The 21,389-nt window shown below is 61.5% G+C and carries 22 protein-coding genes; 10 read left to right on the top strand and 12 right to left on the bottom strand.

What is annotated here, in order from left to right; translation table 11 throughout:
• Positions 1-54: 54 nt before the first annotated feature.
• Positions 55-1,353 carry an MFS transporter gene (locus GGR20_RS11775; protein ID WP_183311495.1) on the bottom strand — a complete coding sequence of 433 codons (1,299 nt, stop codon included), beginning with the start codon at positions 1,351-1,353 and terminating at the stop codon, positions 55-57.
• 410 nt (positions 1,354-1,763) lie between these two features.
• Between GGR20_RS11775 and GGR20_RS11770 the strand changes: the two genes are divergently transcribed.
• On the top strand, positions 1,764-2,222 hold the full coding sequence (locus GGR20_RS11770; protein ID WP_183311494.1) for a hypothetical protein: 459 nt from the start codon (positions 1,764-1,766) through the stop codon (positions 2,220-2,222).
• Here the strand turns inward: GGR20_RS11770 and GGR20_RS11765 are convergent.
• The 11 genes from GGR20_RS11765 to GGR20_RS11715 all read right to left on the bottom strand — a co-directional run bounded on the left by GGR20_RS11765 (position 2,188) and on the right by GGR20_RS11715 (position 11,897).
• Complete coding sequence (locus GGR20_RS11765; protein WP_183311492.1) at positions 2,188-3,342, bottom strand: YihY/virulence factor BrkB family protein; 1,155 nt, start codon at positions 3,340-3,342, stop codon at positions 2,188-2,190. The two genes, GGR20_RS11770 and GGR20_RS11765, sit on opposite strands and share 35 nt — an antisense overlap.
• 47 nt (positions 3,343-3,389) lie before the next feature.
• Complete coding sequence (locus GGR20_RS11760) at positions 3,390-4,418, bottom strand: DUF3618 domain-containing protein (RefSeq protein WP_183311491.1); 1,029 nt, start codon at positions 4,416-4,418, stop codon at positions 3,390-3,392.
• Complete coding sequence (locus tag GGR20_RS11755; protein ID WP_183311489.1) at positions 4,418-4,834, bottom strand: phage holin family protein; 417 nt, start codon at positions 4,832-4,834, stop codon at positions 4,418-4,420. Before GGR20_RS11755 ends, GGR20_RS11760 begins: the two co-directional genes overlap by 1 nt.
• On the bottom strand, positions 4,818-5,462 hold the full coding sequence (locus tag GGR20_RS11750) for a hypothetical protein (protein ID WP_183311487.1): 645 nt from the start codon (positions 5,460-5,462) through the stop codon (positions 4,818-4,820). The genes GGR20_RS11755 and GGR20_RS11750 overlap by 17 nt, the downstream gene beginning before the upstream one ends.
• 84 nt (positions 5,463-5,546) lie before the next feature.
• Positions 5,547-6,068, bottom strand: coding sequence for a hypothetical protein (locus tag GGR20_RS11745; protein ID WP_183311486.1), 522 nt, complete (start codon positions 6,066-6,068; stop codon positions 5,547-5,549).
• A gap of 73 nt (positions 6,069-6,141) precedes the next feature.
• Complete coding sequence (locus GGR20_RS11740) at positions 6,142-6,981, bottom strand: alpha/beta fold hydrolase (protein WP_183311484.1); 840 nt, start codon at positions 6,979-6,981, stop codon at positions 6,142-6,144.
• Positions 6,978-8,099, bottom strand: coding sequence for a branched-chain amino acid ABC transporter permease (locus GGR20_RS11735; RefSeq protein WP_183311482.1), 1,122 nt, complete (start codon positions 8,097-8,099; stop codon positions 6,978-6,980). The genes GGR20_RS11740 and GGR20_RS11735 overlap by 4 nt, the downstream gene beginning before the upstream one ends.
• Before the next feature lie 13 nt (positions 8,100-8,112).
• Positions 8,113-9,132 (bottom strand): branched-chain amino acid ABC transporter permease, encoded by a 1,020-nt coding sequence (locus GGR20_RS11730; protein WP_183311480.1) that lies wholly within the window; start codon positions 9,130-9,132, stop codon positions 8,113-8,115.
• Positions 9,133-9,139: 7 nt separating this feature from the next.
• The gene (locus tag GGR20_RS11725) at positions 9,140-9,856 is read right to left on the bottom strand and encodes an ABC transporter ATP-binding protein (RefSeq protein ID WP_183311478.1); all 717 of its coding nucleotides are present in this window, start codon (positions 9,854-9,856) and stop codon (positions 9,140-9,142) included.
• A complete protein-coding gene (locus GGR20_RS11720; protein ID WP_183311476.1) occupies positions 9,856-10,626 on the bottom strand; it encodes an ATP-binding cassette domain-containing protein in 771 nt (256 codons plus the stop codon). Before GGR20_RS11720 ends, GGR20_RS11725 begins: the two co-directional genes overlap by 1 nt.
• An 86-nt stretch (positions 10,627-10,712) precedes the next feature.
• A complete protein-coding gene (locus GGR20_RS11715; RefSeq protein ID WP_183311680.1) occupies positions 10,713-11,897 on the bottom strand; it encodes a substrate-binding domain-containing protein in 1,185 nt (394 codons plus the stop codon).
• A 215-nt stretch (positions 11,898-12,112) separates the two neighbouring features.
• On the opposite strand from GGR20_RS11715, the gene GGR20_RS18515 reads away from it, so the two are divergent.
• The 9 genes from GGR20_RS18515 to GGR20_RS11670 all read left to right on the top strand — a co-directional run bounded on the left by GGR20_RS18515 (position 12,113) and on the right by GGR20_RS11670 (position 21,328).
• A complete protein-coding gene (locus tag GGR20_RS18515; protein ID WP_183311474.1) occupies positions 12,113-12,670 on the top strand; it encodes a PAS and helix-turn-helix domain-containing protein in 558 nt (185 codons plus the stop codon).
• Between the two features lie 5 nt (positions 12,671-12,675).
• The gene (locus tag GGR20_RS11705) at positions 12,676-14,070 is read left to right on the top strand and encodes a sigma-54 interaction domain-containing protein (protein ID WP_183311472.1); all 1,395 of its coding nucleotides are present in this window, start codon (positions 12,676-12,678) and stop codon (positions 14,068-14,070) included.
• A 172-nt stretch (positions 14,071-14,242) separates the two neighbouring features.
• On the top strand, positions 14,243-15,022 hold the full coding sequence (locus GGR20_RS11700; protein WP_253560185.1) for a 3-hydroxybutyrate dehydrogenase: 780 nt from the start codon (positions 14,243-14,245) through the stop codon (positions 15,020-15,022).
• Positions 15,019-15,777 carry an ABC transporter ATP-binding protein gene (locus tag GGR20_RS11695; protein ID WP_183311469.1) on the top strand — a complete coding sequence of 253 codons (759 nt, stop codon included), beginning with the start codon at positions 15,019-15,021 and terminating at the stop codon, positions 15,775-15,777. The genes GGR20_RS11700 and GGR20_RS11695 overlap by 4 nt, the downstream gene beginning before the upstream one ends.
• Positions 15,770-16,507 (top strand): ABC transporter ATP-binding protein, encoded by a 738-nt coding sequence (locus GGR20_RS11690; protein ID WP_183311467.1) that lies wholly within the window; start codon positions 15,770-15,772, stop codon positions 16,505-16,507. The genes GGR20_RS11695 and GGR20_RS11690 overlap by 8 nt, the downstream gene beginning before the upstream one ends.
• A gap of 40 nt (positions 16,508-16,547) precedes the next feature.
• Positions 16,548-17,744, top strand: a complete 1,197-nt coding sequence (locus tag GGR20_RS11685) for an ABC transporter substrate-binding protein (protein ID WP_210283162.1) — start codon at positions 16,548-16,550, stop codon at positions 17,742-17,744.
• A 97-nt stretch (positions 17,745-17,841) separates the two neighbouring features.
• Positions 17,842-18,729 (top strand): branched-chain amino acid ABC transporter permease, encoded by an 888-nt coding sequence (locus GGR20_RS11680; protein ID WP_183311466.1) that lies wholly within the window; start codon positions 17,842-17,844, stop codon positions 18,727-18,729.
• Between the two features lies 1 nt (position 18,730).
• Positions 18,731-19,711 (top strand): branched-chain amino acid ABC transporter permease, encoded by a 981-nt coding sequence (locus tag GGR20_RS11675; protein ID WP_183311463.1) that lies wholly within the window; start codon positions 18,731-18,733, stop codon positions 19,709-19,711.
• 435 nt (positions 19,712-20,146) lie between these two features.
• Positions 20,147-21,328, top strand: coding sequence for a phosphoserine transaminase (locus GGR20_RS11670; RefSeq protein ID WP_183311462.1), 1,182 nt, complete (start codon positions 20,147-20,149; stop codon positions 21,326-21,328).
• Positions 21,329-21,389 lie beyond the last annotated feature (61 nt).

The raw sequence follows: 21,389 nt of genomic DNA, 5'->3' as shown, positions 1-21,389 counted from the left end.
CAAGAGCCAGACATTGGTATGATTTATTTGACGGCTTCGACATGTGCCAGGCCGTTAATGAACAGGGTCTGTGGTTTCGGTTTGGGTCTCCAGGGGATCCTCGATCACCAAATCGCTGAGCTGAATGGCTTCTTCGTCCGCCACCACCGAAACGGCGGCACTGGTACCAAGATCGAAATTCTGCTTTTCCTCCTCTGGCAGACCCTCGCGGCGGGCCAGTCGCACGATGACGAACGCCACCAGAATGGCAAACACCACGCCATTGGTAACAAAGATTCCGGTGGGGCCCAGCAATTCAAAACTGAGGGAGGAGACCAAGGGACCGATGGTCGAGCCGATGCCATTGATCAGCAACAGGCCGGCGGACACCTCGACATAGTCGGCTCGGTCGGCGAAGTCGAAAACATGGGCAGCCGCAATGGCATAGCAGGGTAAGAGCCCGGCCCCGAAGGCAAAGCCGATGGCCAGCCATGGCCAGGTGGCGTAGGGCAGGACCACCAGAACCCCGCCGGCGACAATGGAAAACAGCGCCAGCCCGATCAACACCTGGCGGCGATCCATGGTGTCGGAGATCTTGCCGGCCGGCCATTGCAATACAGCGCCGCCCAAAACGGCGGCACTCATGAACAACGCCGCATCGCGAATGCTGCCGCTGGCCGCGCTGGCATAGGCCGGCCCCAGCGACCAGAACGAACCGGTCGCCATGCCGATCAGAAAAATGGAAACCGTGCCGGTGGGCGACAGGCGGAACATGCGCACAGGCCGGAACCGCACGATGGTGATGGGTGCCGGCTGGCTCGATCGTGTCATCACAATGGGCACTGCCGCCAGCGACACCAGCACCGAGGCGATGGAAAACAGCACGAAGCTGTCGGGCTGGAACAGCGTAACCAGCATCTGCCCTAGGGTGATAACGGTGAAATTGACCGTGACATAGATCGAAATCAGCGCGCCGCGGGTTTCATTGGTCGCTTGATCGTTGAGCCAGCTCTCCACCACCAGGTAAAGGCCGGCCAGGCAGAATCCGGTGATCATGCGCAGGGCAATCCAGACCATGGATTCCACCCCAATGGGATAACCCAGCGCCGCCGCCGAAGCGATTGAAACCAGCGCGGCAAACGTACGGATGTGCCCCGCGCGCATGATCAGGCGCGGCGTCAGCACGCAGCCCACCACGAAGCCGAGAAAATAGCCTGACCCCAACAGGCCAACCTCAAAGGGAGAAAAACCCTCCAGCCCGCCGCGAATAGGCAGCAGCATGACCTGCAGGCCATTGCCCATGATCAGCAGAGCCACACTGAGCAGAATGGCGCCGGCCGCCAGCATTGGAGAAAGAAAGGTGTTCCCGGGCATGGTTGCCTGCCTTTATCCGCCCACTCGATTTGCCCCTGTGTTCCGGCCGGGCGATGCACCAGCACAGGCTTTTTGCGTCCTGATCATGCCTGCTTCGGCCCAATGCGCCAAATCAGACCTGAGTACCGCCATGGCGGCAGCGTTTCATGGCTTCGCGTCGACAGCGCGACACCAGTCACGATCTTGGCAGCCTGGCTCGACCCCCTTGGAAAACAGCACTGGTTGCAACGCACCACTCTCAAAACGATCATTGAAAACGCTCGGTTATTTCATGCGAAGCGGCGCGAAATAAATCACCGGCAGGCCCCAGCCGATCGGGCGGGAACAGAAATCAGGGCTCCTCAAAGGAACCCTCGCCGCCGCATGTGATTAGGTCCGGCAGGACAAATCATATTTTTTACGCTAGCAACATGTCAAAAACCGATGAACTCGACCGTATACGCGCAGAAATCCGCGCCGAAATCACTCTTCTCAACAGTCGTCTGAATGCTCTGATTTCGTCGCAATCCTTTCTCGTCATCGCCTATGGATCGGTATTGAGCGCCGCCTTCGGCGAATGGGACGGCCCGTTCACCCTTATCGTGCCGCCGTTCCTCGCCTTGCTGGGTGCAGCTTTGATTATTGAGGCAAGGCCAGCGCTCCGGGCAGCTGAACAGGCCATCACGCATTGGCGTGATCGAGAAAGCGACCTGATAGACCGGAATGCAGAGTTGCGTCCATTTACGCTGGCGCTGGACGAAGACAGCCGACGCCGGACAGAAATGCGCCAACACGCCGGTCGGAAGTTTTCCTCGCGCGCGCCTGCCATCCTGCTGACCGCCTGGGCAGTCTTCTTCATTTGTCCCTTTGCCCTGTACTGGTGGGCGTGATGCCGCCTGCCTGTGCTGCTCCCGGCTGCCCTCGCGCACTCCGACGCTCGGACGCCAGCAGCACCAATGCAGCCGGCGCGGCAAATGCCAACGCGCCCCACGAAATGCGCTCGCGTTCGCGCTCATAGGCCGGTTGCGGGGCCGCATCATCTGGCCAGGGCTCGCCCAACGTGTCAGCGACATGCGCGCCGCGCTCACCCATTGGCGCCCATGCCCCGGTGGTCGAGTCCCGCATCGACTGATGCTCAATCTCCGAGTTTAAAACGGCCCCTATGATAACCAGCGTGGAAGATATCCAAAGCCAGGTCATCAGACCGATGACGGCACCCAGTGAACCATAGGTTGCGTTATTGTCAGCGAAATTGGCCACGTACCACGATAGCGCCACAGATCCCGCGCCCAGCGCCAGAACGGAAACGACCGCGCCTGGAGTGATCCAGCGCCACTTTGCATCCTGCCGGCTGGCGCCCCAGCGATACAGGGCAGCGATCATGAGCGAGACCACCACCAACATGGCCAGATAGCTACCTATCCTCACAAGCCACTCCAGTCCTTCACCCGGCAGCAGCCGTACAAGCGGAGGCATGATGACGACGACTGTCAGCACAAGCATGGCGGCTACTGCACCGCCAAGCGTGAACAGAAGCGCTGTTGCATTGAGTGCGATGAAGGACCGCTCTTCCTGCTCGTGGTAGGCAACATTCATCGCCTCGAACATGGCTTTCACACCCGCGCTGGCGCTCCACAACGCAATGGCTAGAGACACCAACAGGGTCCAGCCCAGCGTGTTGCCACTTTCTGCGGTCAACCTCTCCAGCTGTTCATTGACAATGGACAGTGCCCCGGGAGGGACAATCCCTCGCAACAGTTCGACGTGCTCAAGCACGCTCGCACGGTCGTTGAAAAGCCCGTAAAGCGATACGAAGGCGGTCAGGGTCGGTACCAGTGATAACAGCAAGTAGAAGGTGACACCCGCCGCTGTCAGCAGGACACGGCTCTCGGTAATGTCGCCATAGATACGCCAGACAATGTCCTTCCACCCGCGCGGAGGAATTTTGCTCGGGTCATTGGCGTGACGACCGCGGCCTGGCTGCCCGGTTGGCTTGACTGTCTCGGCCATGAGATCTCCATAAAAGATGGGCGGACCGGTGGTCCGCCCATGAGGATTTATTGAGAGCGCTTCGCGCCATCCTTGGTCTCGCTGGCGCCGGCCACGCCTTCTCGAGCGTCCTGGTACAATTTGCCGGCGCGCTCCGAGGCTTCATCATAAATCGCCTCCGCCCGTTCGCGCCCCTCGTCGTAGAGGCGCTCGGCTTCCCGTCCGGCTCGAGACTTTGCTGCATCGGCCGCATCGCCCATCAATTTGTCCTCTTGCTCGGTGTGGGGAAGGGCCGAACCAAAGGCCGCGCCAACAGCAAAGGCCAGGGCTCCAGCGACCAATGGCTGATCGCGGAACTGGCTGACGATGGTCTGATTGAGCGTATTCATCTGCTCACCCATCGCGTGCGTCGCTTGTGTGGCCTTTGCCTTGCCACCCGCGATACCCTGGCGCACGGCATTCTGGGCATCGCCCATCTTATCCCGCGCTTGCTGCCAGCCATGCGAAGCCCAGCCGCTCGCTTCATCCATCAGGTTCCCGGCCTCGTCCCGGAAATGCTCGACCTGTTTGCCGGTGCCATCCGTGAACCCGCGAAAGCGTTTGCCGGTTTCATCCATGAAATGCCCGGCGCGCCGTCCAGCCTCGTCTGACGCAGCCCGGTATTTCTTTCCGGCCTCGTCGGCGAATTCGCTGAAATGCATTCCGCTCTCGTCGCGCTTGTGCGACACCCGCTTCATGCTGGAGCCGGAGATGGTGGCAACTGGGTAGTCGTCCACTTCACCACCATAGCCGCGCCGGGCATTGATGCTGTCGTCCCACTGTGCGTCCGTATCGACCGGGGCAGAGGCCGGCTTGGCCATGAGCCAGGCGAGACTTACGCCGAGCAGGGCCACCGGCAGTGGGTTGGCCGTCACATTGCGTTGCAGACTGGAGATGAATTCTCCGCCGCCGTCCTTAGTGTAAGCCATCAGTTCATCGATCAACTGACCGGGCGATAGCTTTTGCTGAATGCCGTCGATGCGATCTTCGAGGCGGGCGCGCTGCTGGTCGACTTCGCGTTGCAATTGAGCGGAACTTTTAGTGTCTTCGTGAGCCATCACAGCCTCTCCTTGACGACATCGGCATCGCGACCCAGCGAGGTCGTGGTGCGGTTAAGATTGAGATTGGAAGCCTTGAGAGCGTTGAGGCCCTTCGAAATGAAGACCCAGCCAATAACGCCCACGACCACGGTGACGATGCCGGCCGCAATTGCGGTAGAGATGGTCGCGCCCATGCCTTGGGCTACAAGTATTGCAGCAATGACTGTCACCGCCCCACTGAGCAGCACGCCGAGTGCGCCTAGAGCCAATACGCCACCGATCACCAGCGAGACGACGCCGCCCATCATTTGGCCGACTTTCTCCGAAGTTTCGGCCTTGGCGAGTTGGATTTCCTTTCGGAACAGGCCCGATATGTCGCCCACCAGGCCATTGAGAAGTTCAGAAAGCGTGCGATCTTCATTTGTTTGAGACATTGCCACCTCCTGCAAAATTGCTGCTCGATTGGCCATAGGCGGAGCCACCACTGGTTGGGTTGACACCGCCCGCACTCGTCCGGCCATAGGTTGTGCCTGAAGCTGCTGACCCCGGCACTGCGGTTTCGGAGCCGGTCTGCTTGCGCTGCGCGGACGCGCCAGCAAAACGGCTGGCGACAAAGCCTGCCAGTGCTGCAGCACCCAGGAATGCCAAGGGCTGCCTACGGCCGAAGTCCTGGGCATCACTCATCAACTCGTCCACACTTCGTCCCTCGACTTCCTTGCCGAAGCGATCGAGCCCTTTGGCCAGATCGCGCGCATAGCGGGCAGTTGTCGCCTGGTCGCCTTCCAACTCGTCTGCGACCTTCGAGATCGCCGAGGCAATTCCGGTAATCTGGCTCGCTGCGAGCTTTTTCTGGTCAGAAGCGAATGACTTCGCCCCCTCGCTTGCTTCTCCGATTTTGTCCTGAGCCTGACTTTTGAGTGTCTCGGCTTCATTGGACGCTTCTTTGACTGCAGCATCGAAGTCCTGCCGGACCTTCTGGGCTGCGCCACCGGCGTCTTGCGCAGCGCGCTGTTCGATTCCGGAGCGACTAGCGCCCGGCTGTTCCGTTTTATTTGTGGTCATAGCCGTCTCCTCGATTGTGGCGCGGTTGCTACGCCTTGTTTAGGAAATGGAGAGCGTCCATCGAGGTTCCCTGACCAGCGGGAGTTAGTAGGTTGATCCTGCCGCCGCTTCCGCGAGTTTGTCGCATTCAACCCACCATTGGCTCGGGAAGGCAGCGTCTCGCAGCTGACCAAGCAATCCCTCATCCAGACCGAAGTCGATCAGACATAGGGTTTCATTTTCGGAGGTCAGTGCATTGACCTGAAGCCTGGTGCAATCATCTGGGAGGATAGTGCCTTGGCTTCCGATGGATTGCTCCAGTCCAAGCTGGCTGGGGCAGGCGACCATTCCGCTCTCTGCGCCTGGTGCCTGTGCCCAGACTGACAAGGCAGACATCGGGAAAAAGAGCGCACTGGCCAATAGCACTTTGGTTGTTGGAAACGTCATTTTGCTTGCTCCGTGATCGTTGGGGTCAAGCAAGGGCAACATTTTTGGATGCACATTGTTCCTATCTTTGCGTCCGCGTCGCAAAGGGGGGAAGAAGATTTGCCCCAGGACGATCCAAAACAGCTCAGCGCTGCGTACCCTTTTCGTGAATAGCCGCTCCTGCCCCGCGAACCAGCTCATCGACACCTTGAGCGGGGCCGCCAAGGGTCAGTGCGATTTCGGGTGTGGGACAGAAAAGAGCCCGCGGCGCCGCTCATTCCCGCAGAAATGTTCGCAATAGATCGATCTGCTTGTCGTCCGATAGCGTCGGAGCATGGCCGCAATCGGGGATGGTGACAAGCTCAGGACAGGGGCCACGCATGCGCATCGCACTGGCAATGGTCGGCGGCAACACGTCCGATTGCGCGCCCCGGATCAGCAGGGTACGTGCCGTCACCGCGTCATAGGCGTTCCAGACATCCAGATCGGCCTTGTTCTCGGCCATGGTGGAGACAATTGCCGGATCGTAATGCACCGTGACCTGCCCGGTGCCGGTACGCCGCATTGAGGTATCAACCATACGGCGCCAGAACATTTCGCTATTGGCGCCGAAGGGGGCATAGGTGCGGCGCAGCCAGGCCTCATAATCGGTCACCGTGTCGAACACCGGCGGTTTGCCGACATAGTCGGCGATGCGCCGGGCGCTGTCATAGGGAATATCCGGCCCGACATCATTGATGACGAGGTGCGTGATGCGCTCGCGCAAGCTCCCGGCTGCCAGGGTGATGCCGAGCAGCCCGCCCATGGAGGTGCCAACCCAGGACAGTTGATCGATGCCGAAATGATCGAGCATCGCCGCCGCCATGGCACCATAGGTGGCAAAGGTATAATCGGTGGCGCCACGCCGGGACCATGCCGACAGGCCCCGACCCAGCGTATCGGGGCACAGCACGAAGAAATCCGCCGACAAGGCCCGGGCTGCCTCATCGAAATCCCGGCCGGTGCGCGCCAATCCGTGCCACATGACAAGAGCGGGCTGGCTCGGATCGCCCCATTCGGTGACATGCATCTCAAAGCCGGCGGCATCGAGATAGGTCGAGCGAGGCTGCCTCATTTCCCGCCACCCTTGCCCAGCAGGGTGCCGACAATGCCGGAGGGGAAGAAATACACCAGCAGGATAAAGCCGAGGCCGAGCCAGAGCAGCCAGCGCTCCGGGTTGAGCAGGTCGGGCACCAGCGGCAAACTGCCCGTCGCCTCGGCCCCCAGCGCCATCAGATCCTTCAGGTAGTACTGCGCCAGGGTCATCAGTACCACGCCGATGACCGCGCCCAGCATGGTCCCCATGCCCCCGATCACCACCATGAGCAGAATATCGATCATGATGTCGAAGGACAGCACGACTTCCGGACCGGTATATTTGAGCCAGACGGCGCGCAATATCCCGGCGCAGGCTGCAATTCCGGCGGCGATGCAGAAGATGGTGGTGCGATAGAACACCACGCGATAGCCGATGGCTTCGGCCCGCAACTCGTTTTCACGGATGGCCTTGAGCACGGATCCGAGCGGTGAAGCCACGATGCGCATCATCGCCAGGAACAGCACCAGCGCGGAAATGAAAACGAAGTAATAGAGCGCGATCTTGCCGTTGAGTGGCACGCCGAACAGGCGCACCGCCTTGCCCTCAGCATCGCTCAACAGCTCGAACGCCGGCGAAAACAGGCGCGGTATGGAATAGGTGATGCCGTCCTCGCCACCGGTAAAGTCCGAGAGCTGGCTGGCCAGCACCATCATCACCGAGGCGGCCGAGAGCGTCACCATGGCAAAGAAGATCGCCTTGACGCGCAGCGAAAGCAGCCCGATCAGCAGCGCCAGCACCAGTGCCGCTACCACGCCGAGTCCACCACCAAGCAGTATCGCCTCGAACCCGGGACCCATGGTCTTGAGCGCGATGGCCGTGCCATAGGCGCCCAGGCCGAAGAACATGGTATGGGCAAACGATACGATGCCTGTGTAGCCGATAAGCAGGTCATAGCTGGCGACCAGCACGATGAACACGCAGATGCGGGCCGCCACCTCCTGGCTGCGCACATCGGGAAACAGGAACGGCGCCAGGGCCAGAGCCAACCCGATCAGCGCCACGGCGCCATAAACGATGAGGCGTCCGGGCCAATTAGCCGATATTGCCGATCCGCGAAGGGATTTGGACGCGAGGGCGGAACTGTTGTGTGCCATGCTCATCTCCGCCTCACCGCTTGACCGCCGGGAGCAGCCCGTAGGGGCGCCAGAGCAGGATTGCCATCATCAACAGCATGTTGGAGGCCAGCGCCATCTTGGGGACAAGAAAAGCGACGTAGTTCGCCATCAGCCCGACCAGCAGCGCCCCGAGCATTGACCCCTGGATCGATCCCAGCCCGCCGATAATGACCACGATGAAGACCAGGATCATCATTTCCGAGCCTAGCGCCGCCGTGATCAAGCCCTGATAACCGGCCCACATCGCGCCACCCATGGCAGCCAGCGCCGAGCCGGCCATGAACACCAGAATGAACAGCCGGTCGACGCGGAAGCCCAGCGCTTCGACCATTTCCCGGTTCTCGACACCCGCCCGGATCAGCAGGCCGAGCCGGGTGCGGTTAAGCAGCAGATACATAGCAAGATACACCACCAGGCCGAGCAGAAACGCAAAGATGCGATAGATCTCGACCGACACACCGGCAAACACGATCGATCCGGTCAATACCGCGGGACGCGGCACCGGAATGGGCGCGCCACCCCAGATCAGAAGGACGAGTTCCTCAGCCACGATCAGCGCACCCACGGTAATCAGGATCTGGCGCAAATGGTCCTGATAGACCGGCTTGATCACCACCCGCTCAAAGAACCAGCCGGCCAGCGCGCCAAATATGGTCGCCGCCGCGATGGCCAGAAGCAGCCCGGCCAGATTGAGCGCGGGATTACCGCCCGTGACCCAGAATCCGAGCCAGGCCAGCACGGTGGCACCGATAAAGGCCCCCGCCGTCACGAAGGCGGAATGGCCGAAATTGAGCACGTCCATCAGCCCGAAGATCAGCGACAGGCCCGAGGCCATCAGAAAAATCATCATGCCCATGGCAAGGCCTGCAATGGTCAGCGTGGCCCAGGTCGAGGGCTGACCGATCAGCACGAATGCAACGAAGGCCAGCACGACGGGCAGCAGCATGACGCCACCAAAACGGTCAATACCGGCGCTCATTCGGGTCCGAAAGGGAATGGAAGTATCGCTCATATCGTCCTCAATGGGCTTCCAGCGAGAGGCTGAGGAAACGGCTTTGCAGGGCCGCGTCCTCCGCCAACTCCATCATGCTGCCGCGGTGCACGATGCGTCCGTCATCGATCACCGCCACGGTTTGGCCGAGCGCCTTGGCAAAATGGAAATTCTGCTCGACCAGCAGGATCGTCGTCTCCGCGGCGATCTCGCGAAAGGCGGTAATCATGTTGCGAATGATCGAGGGCGCCAGCCCCTTGGTGGGCTCATCGATCAGGATCAGGTCACGCTTTTCGACAATGGCGCGGGAAACCGCCAGCATCTGCTTTTGCCCGCCCGAAAGCGCGTGCGCCGGTTTGGTCCAGAACTGCTTGATGGCGGGAAAGATGGCATGGATTTGCTGAAGGCGCTCCGCATCGAAGCTGCCGTCATGGGTGGCAAGGCGCATATTCTCCTCCACCGTCAGTCCGCCGAAGATGCCCATGTTTTCGGGCACAAAAGCAATGCCGAGCCGGGCGATGTCAGGTGTACCGAGCTGCGCGATATCCTGCCCGCGGAACTGGATCGTCCCGAGCCTTGCCTTCCACAGCCCCATGATAGTGCGCAGCGTCGTGGTCTTGCCCGCACCATTGCGGCCCAGAATGACATGCACTCCACCTTCGGGCACATCCAGGCTCACCCCGTGCAGCACCTGATACTGGGCGATGTTGGTGTGAACACCCTCGAGACGAAGAATGGCAGTCATCACGCTACCTCGTCTGTGCCGGTGCCGAGATAGATGTCGCGGACCAGCTCCATATCCATCACCTCGGTCGGGTCACCATCGGCGACCAGTTCGCCATTGTGCAGCACCACGATGCGGTCCGCCAAAGCGCGCACCACATCCATCTTGTGCTCGACCAGCAATATGGTCCGCGAACTGTCCCGCTTGATGCGTGCGATCAGCTCCAGAATGATCGGCGCCTCATCCACCGACATGCCGGCGGTCGGCTCATCGAACATGAAGATGTCCGGCTCCATGGCCAGCAGCATCGCCACCTCAAGCTTGCGCTGATCGCCATGCGGCAAGGCTGCCGCAGGCAGTTCGGCGACCGCAGCAAGATTGGTCTGTTCGAGAAAATCCATCGCCTTCTCAGTCAGGGTCGTGAGCGCCGCCGTCCTGGCCAACAGGCGATGCCCCTGCCGCGCCTTGCCCTGTACGGCCAGGCGCACATTTTCAAAAACCGAGAGCTTGGGAAACAGATTGGTCAACTGGAAGGCCCGCCCGATCCCGGCCCGCGCCCGCTGCGACGGCGAGAGCGTCGTGATGTCGCGCTCTCCGAGAAGAATGCGGCCCTGGGTGGGGCGCAGCTGTCCAGACACCAGATTGAACCAAGTGGTCTTCCCGGCGCCATTGGGCCCCACGATCACCGTCAGCTCGCCGGGATGAAAGGCGCAGGTGACATTGTTGACCGCGGCATGACCGCCGAAATGGATCGACAGATTCTCGGTTCGGATCGAAGGCGATGTGGACACGTCTGTTCCCCGCGCAATTGAAACGTCCGGCGAGGAGGAGGACCCTCGCCGGGCGCATCGTCAAGGTGCGAATGCGCAGCCTATTCCTAGTTGTTGCGGCCGATGGGGATATCCATCTCGTCCGGCTCGATCACCCGCACCAACTCGGGAATGGCCCAGTCGACGCCATCCTCGACCTTGATCTTGAAGTGATACATGGCCTGGAGCGCCTGATGGTCCTCGGGACGGAAGGTCATCGTGCCCTTTGGCGTCTCGAAGCTCATCCCTTCCATGGTTTCTATCAGGGTTTCGGTTTCCCAGTCCGGAGCGGTTTCGAGCGCTTTGACGATCGCCATTGCCGAAGCCATGCCGCCGGCGGTGAAGAAGTCCGGCGGCGTACCGTAACGCGCCATATGCTCCTCAACCAGCCAGTCGTTCACCTCATTGTCCGGCGCTTCGTAGTAATAGTAGATTGCCCCTTCCATGCCCGGCACCTGCTTGTAGGCGGCGAGCGCGGGCAGGATATTGCCACCGGTGGACAGCTCGATCTCGAACCGCCCCGGATCGGCCGACGCCAACGGCGTCATGGCGTCGATCCCGGCGACATAGATCATGATCACCTTGCGGCCTGGCTGGTCCTTGAGTGCATTGAACAGGCGCTCGATGGTGGCGGTAAAATCGGTGGTCTGCTGGGGCACATATTCTTCGGCCACCAGGTTCGCGCCGGTGCCTTCGAGCGCACTCTTGAACGCTGCAACGCCGTCGCGGCCGAAGGCATAATCCTGCGCCAGGGTCGCCACATAAAGGTTTTCGTCCGGCGCCAGCGCCAGCGCCTGGGCCTGCATGTCCATGGACGAATTGCGTGAGGTCTTGAACACATAACGGTTGGAATCAGGCCCGGTGAGACCATCGGCCACTGCCGGCTCGACCAGCAGGATACGCTCATATTCCTCGGCCACCGGCAGCATGGACAGCGCCACGCCAGAGGAAGTATCGCCCACCGCGATCAGCGCATCATCGTCGCCATAGGCTTCTGCCAGCAGCGCCCGGGCAATATCCGGCTTGAACTGGGTGTCCTTGATGATCAGCTCGATGGGCTTGCCCTTGACCTCCATCGTGCCATTGGTGGCGTATTCCAGCCCCATCTCGAAGCCGGTATGGGTCTGCTTGGAATAGGCTTCCAGCGGCGAACCCGAAAGCCCGTGCAGCAGCGCAATGCGCGCCGCATCCTGGGCAAGGGCGGCGCCGCTCAGCGCCGTCGAAATGGCCAATGCGGCCAATAATGTCTTCATCATTCTTCCTCCCTCAACAGGTCCCGCCGGGCACTGCGCGCCCGAGCCAAGCCTATGCGATCTTTATGAGAATCGTGCATCGGGTGTGCCCGGTCACAATTCCCTCCTCCGGTTCCCCCCGGCATGCCGATTTCGGCTTGGACTGGCGCGGAGCGAATTGGTGTCTATTATCCCTGTGCTCTTGAAGCTCGGACAATACCGTAGAAACACACCACATGATCGATCCCCACGACCTCAGCGCCATCGCCTTCCAGAACGCGCCAATCGGTCTGGTTGTGACCGAAAGCCGCGTTATCAAGGGATGCAACCCGGCCTTTGCCGAGATGTTCGGCTATCAGGTGAGCGATCTGCTCGAGCAGTCCTTTGCTATCCTCTATCCTTCGATGGAAGAATTCGAGCGCATTCGCGATGTCGGGGTGGAGCCACTCAAGCGCACCAATCGCTACTCGGACGAGCGCATCATGGCCCGCAAAAATGGCACCCTGTTCTGGTGCCGTGTGCGCGGCCATTCCCTGACCCGGGACGATGATCCGCTGCGCCGAGCGGTTTGGAGCTTTGCCGACCTGTCCGAAACGCGCAATGTGCTCAAATTATCGGGTCGTGAGCGGCAGATCGTCATGCATTTGGGTGAAGGGCGCACCTCCAAGGAAATCGCCCGCACCCTCGATATCTCGCCCCGTACGGTCGAGAGCTACCGGGCCCGGCTGCTCAAGAAATACAATGCGCACAACGTGGCCGAGCTGCTTTCCCATCTCAGTTCGATGCCCGGTTGAGTGGCATGTCACAACACCGCTCACTGCCCAAATCGGTCGCAACTGTCCTCAATGCCTTCGATTCCCTTGGTGACAGCTTCAAAGGCGCCATCACCGTGGATGCCGAAGCCCGGATCACCTGGATCGACGAGCGCTATCGCGAGTTGCTGGGCATTCCCGGCGACGCGGACCTGGTGGGACAGCGGGTGGAAGAAGTCATCCCCCACTCCCTGCTGCGCCGGGTCGTTGAAACCGGCCGGCCTATCCTGATCGACATCATGGCCTTTGACGACAAGCAGTTCGTTGTCTGCCGCCTGCCACTGCGCAATGAGGAGGGCGAAATCCTGGGTGCCGTGGGCTTCGTGTTCTACGAGGAGATCGATTATCTGGCGCCTATTCTCGACAAGTTCGAGACCATGCAGCGCCAGCTCTCCCGCGCCCAGGCCGCGCTCAACCGCGAGCGCCAAACCAAATATTCGCTGTCCAGTTTCGTTGGCGCTTCCGAGGCCGTACGCGACCTCAAAACCGTAGTCCGCCGCTATGCCCTGCGCGATGGCGCAGCGCTCATCCTTGGCGAGACCGGCACTGGCAAGGAACTGCTCGCCCACGCCATTCATCAGCAATCCGACCGGGCCGATGGTCCCTTCGTGGCGGTCAACGTCGCCGCCATCCCCGAGGCGCTCCTGGAGGCAGAGTTCTTCGGCGTCGCCCCCGGCGCATTTACGGGCGCGGATCGCAAGCCGCGCAAGGGTAAGTTCGAACTGGCGCATGGCGGTACGCTGTTTCTCGACGAGATCGGCGACATGCCGGCGGCCCTTCAGGCCAAGCTCCTGCGTGCTTTGCAGGAAGGAGAGTTCGAACCGCTTGGCTCCAACACCGTCAAGAAGGTCGATGTCCGCATCATCGCCGCCACCTCGCAGCCGCTCGAACAGAAGATCGAAGACAAGAGCTTCCGTGCCGACCTCTATTATCGCATCGCCGTATTGGCGATCCACGTGCCGCCCTTGCGCGAGCGGCTCGACGATATCGGCCTCATCGCCGAAGCCCTGCTCGAAACCATACCGCGACCGCGCGACCAGCGCGGCTGGCTGATCACACCCGAAGCCATCGACCAACTCACTCGCTATCGTTGGCCGGGCAATGTGCGCGAACTGCGCAATGTGCTCGAGCGCGCCGCGGCGATGGCCCCCTCCGAGATGATAGATCTAGCTCTGATCGCCAAGGCTTTGCCGCGCGAGGCAGCCCCAACGGGCGCGCCTCCCATTGCCGCGGACTTGTCAGCCAGGCTGGCAGACGCGGAACGCTCGGCCATGCTCGAAGCCCTTGCCGCCGAGGACGGCTCCAAATCCGCCGCCGCCCGGCGCCTGGGCGTGTCGCGCTCGCAATTCTACGAAAAGCTCAGGCGGCACGGCCTGGACTAAGGGGCCATGTGCGGATTTCCGGACAGATCTGTCCGGCGCGTCCGGGAAACCGGACACACCCCCTGCCACACTGAGCCGAACACCCCGGAAAACCGGCACTGGCACGCTTCGTGCAATGTCTTGCCCAACAATCAAGGCCACAAGGCCGTCGACAGGGTGGAGGCAAGGAATCGTGTCAAAGCGCGTAGCGCTGGTGACGGGATCGACGAGCGGTATTGGGCTCGCGATCGCGCATAAGTTTGCCGAGATGAATTATTGTGTGGCGCTCAACAGCTTTGAGCCCGCCGAGGACCATGCGGCTTTGATCGGTGAACTAGACGCCCTGGGCTCCGGCGAGGTTGCCTATTTTCCGGCTGACCTGTCCGACGCGTCCGCCAGCCGGGCGCTGGCCGACGCGGTCATTGCCCGCTTCGGTCACATCGACGTGCTGGTCAACAATGCCGGCATCCAGAAGGTCGCGCCCATCGAGGATTTTCCTGATGAGGACTGGCGGCGCATCGTTTCGGTGAGCCTTGATTCAGCGTTTCACGCCATCCGGGCCAGCCTGCCCGGCATGACCGAGCGGGGTTGGGGCCGCATCATCAATATCGCCTCGGCCCATGGCCTGCGTGCCTCCCCCTTCAAGTCGGCCTATGTCGCCACCAAGCACGCCGTTGTGGGCCTCACCAAGACCGTGGCGCTCGAAGCTGCCGAAAAGGGCGTCACCGTCAACGCCATCTGCCCCGGCTATGTCTGGACCCCTCTGGTGGCCAAGCAGGTTGCCGACCAGGCTCGTGTGCATGGCCTGTCCGAAGAAGACGTCGTGCGGCAGGTCATTCTGGCGCCCCAGCCGACCAAGCAATTCGTGCAGCCCGAGGAGATTGCCGAAATGGCCGCCTATCTCTGCTCGGACTGGGCGCGTTCGATCACCGGCTCGACCATTTCCATTGACGGAGGCTGGACCGCCAAATGAGCGCCCCCGACATCATTCTGTCCGCCCGGCAACTGACCAAGCGGTTCTCCGGCTTTACAGCGGTCAACGGCGTCGATCTCGACGTGGAGCGCGGCACCATCCATGCGCTGATCGGGCCCAATGGGGCAGGCAAGACCACCTGCTTCAACCTGCTGACAAAGTTCCTGCAGCCCAGCGCGGGGACCATCAAATTCAATGGCCGTGACATCACCAGCATGGCCCCGGCCGCCATTGCCCGGCTCGGCGTGGTCCGCTCTTTCCAGATTTCGGCGGTGTTTCCACGCATGAGCGTGCTCGAAAACGTCCGCATCGCCCTGCAGCGCCGCCGTGGCGACAGCTTCGACTTCTGGCGCAACCAGAAGGTGCTCAACGATTATGACGCTGAAGCCCGCGAGCGCATTGAGGAAGTGGGCCTGACCGAATTTATCAGCGAGACCGCCGGCGAGCTGAGCTATGGCCGCAAGCGCGCACTGGAAATCGCCACGACCCTCGCCCTCGAACCGGAAATGCTGCTGCTCGATGAGCCGATGGCCGGCATGGCGCAGGAAGACGTGTCCCGCATCTCCGCCCTCATTCGTCGTATCGCGGCCAAACGCACCATCCTGATGGTCGAACACAACCTTTCCGTCGTCGCCGATCTCTCGGACAGGATCACCGTGCTGGCCCGCGGCGAAGTGCTGGCCGAAGGCCCCTATGAAACCGTCTCCAAGGACCCGCGTGTCGTTGAGGCCTATATCGGAGCTGGTCATGGCTGACGCTGCCCGCAAGATCGATCCCGCACCGGCCGCTCACGCCCTCGCCGTCCGCGACCTCCAGGCCTGGTATGACGAGAGCCACATTCTGCATGGCATCAATTTTGACGTCGCGCCAGGCGAAGTGGTCACCCTGCTCGGCCGCAACGGCGCGGGCAAGACCACGACGCTGCGCGCCATCATGGGGTTGATCGGCAAGCGCACTGGATCGGTGCAGTTTGAAAACCGTGAGCTCATTGCCTTGCCGGCACGCGCCATCGCCAAACTCGGTATCGCGTTCTGTCCCGAAGAGCGCGGCATCTTCTCGGCACTTTCTGTGGACGAGAATCTGATGTTACCCCCGGTGATCAAGCCGGGTGGGCTCAGCCGCGAGGACGTGCTCACCATGTTCCCGAACCTGCGCGAGCGCCTTTCGAGCCAGGGCACCAAGCTTTCGGGCGGCGAACAGCAGATGCTGGCCATCGCCCGCATCCTGCGCACCGGCGCCAAATTCCTGCTTCTGGACGAGCCGACCGAGGGCCTTGCCCCGGTCATCGTGCAGCAGATCGGCCGCACGCTGGCCACGCTCAAGAATCAGGGCTTCACCATCGTCCTGGTCGAGCAGAACTTTCATTTCGCCGCCTCGGTCGCCGACCGCCACTACGTGGTCGAGCAGGGCCGAGTCATCGACATGATCCCCAACACAGAGATCCAGACCAATCTGGGCAAGCTTCACGCCTATCTCGGCGTGTGAGGAAACCGGTCCGGGAGAGGACCCTAGGAGGAGAGAACCAATGAACTTCAAGACAACAACCCTGGCGGGTCTCGCCGCCATGCTGATGACGGGCTCCGCCATGGCGGTGGACGTCAAGCTCGGCGTGCTCAACGACCGATCCGGCATTTATGCCGACCTTTCGGGTGAAGGCTCGGTAGTGGCGGCCCGCATGGCTATCGAAGATTTCGATGCCGCTTCCAAGGGCATCAATGTCGAGGTGATTTCAGCCGACCACCAGAACAAGCCCGACGTGGCCTCCACCATTGCGCGCCAGTGGTATGACGAGGAAGGCGTAGACGCCATCGTCGACGTGCCGACGTCTTCGGCCGCCCTCGCGGTCAGCGAGATCACCCGTGAGAAAGGCAAGATCTTCCTCAACTCTGGTGCCGCTTCAACCGACCTGACCGGCGCACAGTGCGCACCGGGCACCGCACACTGGACCTATGACACCTATGCCCTGGCCAATGGTACCGGCCGCGCCATGGTCGAATCCGGTTACAAGAACTGGTATTTCCTGACCGCCGACTATGCCTTCGGTCATTCGCTCGAAGCCAACACTTCCAAGGTGGTTGAGGAAACCGGTGGCTCGGTCGTCGGCTCCGTCCGTCACCCCTTCCCCGGCACCGATTTCTCCTCGTTCCTGCTGCAGGCCCAGGCCTCGGGCGCAGACGTGATCGGCCTGGCCAACGCCGGTGGCGACACCGTCAACTCGATCAAGCAGGCCGCCGAATTCGGTATCACCCAGGCAGGCCAGGCACTTGCCGGGCTGCTGATCTTCATCACCGACGTGCATGCGCTGGGCCTTGAAACGGCGCAGGGCCTGGTGCTGACCGAAGCCTTCTACTGGGATCTCAACGACGATACCCGCGAGTGGTCGGCACGCTTCTCCGAGGAAATGGGTGGCTCCAAGCCGACCATGGTGCACGCCGGCGTCTATTCGGCCGTGACGCACTACCTCAAGGGCGTGGAAGCCACCGACAGCAAGGAAACCGAGGCGGTGATGGATTGGATGAAGTCCAACCCGTCGCAGGATCAGGTGTTTGGCGAAGGCTCGCTGCGTGAAGACGGCCGCCACCTGCACGACATGTACCTGTTCCAGGTGAAGTCGCCCGCGGAATCCGAGGGCGATTGGGACTATTACAAGCTGCTCTCCACCATTCCGGCTGACGTCGCCTTCATGCCGCTTGAAGACGGCGGCTGCGCACTCGTCGAATAGAACTTCATCCTCCAGGCGTCCCGGCTCCGACCGGGGCGCCGCCCACGTCGCCGGTGCGGTTCGGCAACGACGGATCCGCGAAATTAGGTAAGAGAACATGTTCGAGCTCTTGGGAATTCCCCCGCAGGCCCTGTTCGGCCAGCTCCTTTTGGGGCTGATCAACGGCTCATTTTACGCCCTGCTCAGCCTGGGGCTGGCGGTCATTTTCGGGCTGCTCAACATCATCAATTTCAGCCACGGGGCCCAGTACATGATGGGCGCCTTCGTCGCCTGGATGGGCCTGACCTATCTAGGCATTCCCTATTGGGGGGCGCTGGTCGTGGTCCCTCTGGTCGTGGGGGCGAGCGGCGTCGTGATTGAGCGATTGATGATCTCGCGCCTTTATCATCTCGACCATCTCTATGGCCTGCTGCTGACCTTCGGCCTCGCCCTGATCATCCAGGGACTGTTCCGCAATGGTTTCGGCGTTTCGGGCCTGCCCTACTCCATTCCCTCGCAATTGAGCGGCGGACAAAATCTGGGCTTCATGTTCCTGCCCAATTATCGCGCCTGGGTCGTTGTCGCCTCGCTCCTTGTCTGCTTCGGCACCTGGTTCGCCATCGAGCGCACCCGGCTTGGCGCCTATCTGCGCGCCGCCACGGAAAACCCCACTCTGGTCGGCGCCTTTGGCATCAACGTGCCGCGCATGATCACCCTCACCTACGGCTTCGGCGTGGCGCTGGCCGCCTTTGCCGGCGTGCTGGCCGCGCCGATCTATTCGGTCAATCCCAATATGGGCGCCGACCTTATCATCGTGGTCTTCGCGGTAGTCGTCATCGGCGGCATGGGGTCGATCCTGGGTGCCATTCTCACCGGCTTCGGGCTTGGCATCGTGGAAGGACTGACCAAGGTCTTCTACCCCGAAGCCTCCTCGGTCGCGATCTTTGTCATCATGGCCATCGTCCTGCTGGTCAAACCCGCCGGCCTGTTCGGAAGGACCGCCTGAGATGAGCGTTACGACACAAACCACCTATACCAGTGCGTCCCAGGCCATGCCCATCGGCACGCCGCGCCACCACATCATCATCTTCGCCGTGCTCCTGGGGCTGCTGCTGATCGCGCCCTTCCTGCTCTACCCGGTCTTCATCATGAAGATCTTGTGCTTTGCTCTGTTCGCCTCGGCCCTCAACCTGCTGCTCGGCTTTGGCGGACTGCTTTCATTCGGTCATGCCGCCTTTTTCGGTTCGGCCAGCTACGTCACCGCCCACGCCGCCAAGGTCTGGGGCCTGACGCCCGAGGTTTCGATCCTGCTCGGCACCGGTTCGGCAGCGATCCTGGGCCTGTTGATCGGCGCGCTGGCCATTCGTCGCCAGGGCATCTATTTCGCCATGGTGACGCTTGCCTTTGCACAAATGGTCTTCTTCTTTGCCCTGCAGGCCCCCTTCACCGGCGGCGAAGATGGCATTCAGGCGGTTCCGCGCGGCAACCTGTTCGGCGTGCTCTCGCTGGCCGATGACCGCACCCTTTACTTTGTTGTGCTGGCGATCGTGTTCGGCGGGCTGCTGGCGATCTACCGCATCATCCACTCGCCCTTCGGCCAGGTGCTCAAGGCCATTCGTGACAACGAGCCACGCTCAATTTCGCTGGGCTACAAGGTCAACCGCTACAAGCTGGCCGTATTCGTGATGTCCGCGGCCCTCGCCGGGCTGGCGGGTTCAACCAAGTCCCTGGTGTTCCAGCTTGCCTCGCTGACCGACGTCTACTGGACCATGTCCGGCGAGGTCGTTCTGATGACGCTGTTGGGCGGCATGGGCACCATATTCGGACCGTTTGTCGGAGCTGCCGTCATCGTCACCATGCAGAACTATTTCGCCAGCTTTGGCGCCTGGGTGACCGTCCTCCAGGGGACGATCTTCGTAATCAGCGTGCTGCTGTTCCGCGAGGGTATCGTTGGCGTGCTGTCCAAATGGATCAAGAAACCGCTCTAACCGGCCGCATCCTGGCTGCCGCCAGTGACGTGAACAGCGTCTCGTCAAGACGTTCATCGCGCCAGTGAGCCTGGTGCCATTGTCACTGACCACCGTCGACGATCTGCCGCTTTAGGTATCGAACTCGCACACCACCCGTCGCTCGGAGAGCGAGGTGTCTACGACCAGGGGAGGCATTCCCTGTTCGTAGACTACCGTCAGACCTCGGAACCGCCGACCATCGCGGCCTCGCACCGCCCAACGCATCAAAAAAGCTAACTCATTGAAATGATACGTCTCTGGGCTGGGTATGTGTAGCCAACGCCCGAAGCTACGGGTTTCAAACCACCGCCCATCATCCAGAATCCAATTGACGCCGTATGGCCCGAGGCGTATTGGCGGCCTCAGGACATCTCGCCCTAACGCGAGACAATAGGCCTGGGAGGGCCGCTTGATATGGCTGATACGCCCCAAACCGCACCGGCGGTCAAACCGGCTAATCCAAATTTCTCGTCGGGTCCCTGCTCCAAGCGTCCAGGTTGGACGATTGATGCGCTTGCTGGCGCGCTCACCGGCCGCTCGCACCGGGCCAAGCCCGCCAAGGCGCGCATTCAGCAGGCCATCGACCTGACCCGCGAACTGCTCGAAGTGCCCGCCGACTATCGCATCGGCATTGTTCCCGCCTCCGATACCGGCGCCGTCGAAATGTTCCTCTGGAGCGCCTTGGGCGCCCGCGGCGTCGACATGCTCGCCTGGGAAAGCTTCGGAGCCGGCTGGGTCACCGATGTGCAAAAGCAGCTCAAGCTCGACGATGTCCGTGTGCTCGACGCGCCCTATGGCGAATTGCCCGATCTGACCCAGGTCGATTTCAACCGCGATGTGGTCTTTACCTGGAACGGCACCACCTCGGGCGTCCGCGTCCCCAATGCCGACTGGATCCCCGCCGATCGCGAAGGCCTGACCATTTGCGACGCGACTTCGGCCGCCTTCGCGCAGAACCTCGATTTTGCCAAGCTCGATGTCGTCACCTTCTCCTGGCAGAAAGCGCTGGGCGGCGAGGCGGCCCATGGTGTGCTGATCCTCTCGCCCCGCGCCGTCGAACGGCTCGAAACCTTTAAGCCAGACCGGCCGTTGCCGAAAATCTTCCGCATGACCAAGGGCGGCAAGCTGATCGAAGGCATCTTCAAGGCCGAAACCATCAACACCGTCTCGATGCTCTGCATCGAGGATGCGGTGGATGCCATGCAATGGGGTGTCGAGATCGGCGGTCTCAAGGCCATGCAGGCCCGCGCCGACGCCAATGCCAAGGTGCTTGCCGACTGGGTTGCCAGGACCGATTGGGTCGACTTCCTGGCCAAGAAGGAAAACGAACGCTCCAACACCTCGGTGTGTCTGGTTATCTCCGATCCGGACATCAACGCGCTTGCAGCCGATGCTCAGGCGGCCTTTGCCAAGGCCATCGTCGCCCGCCTCGACAAGGAAGGCGTGGCCTATGACATTGGCGGCTATCGCGATGCGCCTACAGGCCTTCGTATCTGGACCGGCTCCACTGTCGAAACGTCCGATCTCGAAAAGCTGACCCCGTGGCTGGACTGGGCGTTCGCCCAGGAGAAGGCCGCGCTCGAGGCTGCCGCCTAGTTCTGACCACCCTCTCCAACCTCCCCCTTAAAACAGGGGAGGGGCTGATCGAGTTGGACTC

The sequence above is a fragment of the Devosia subaequoris genome, assembly GCF_014197055.1.
In the GTDB taxonomy this organism is placed as follows: domain Bacteria; phylum Pseudomonadota; class Alphaproteobacteria; order Rhizobiales; family Devosiaceae; genus Devosia; species Devosia subaequoris.
This window is presented reverse-complemented; position numbering and strand designations above follow the sequence as displayed.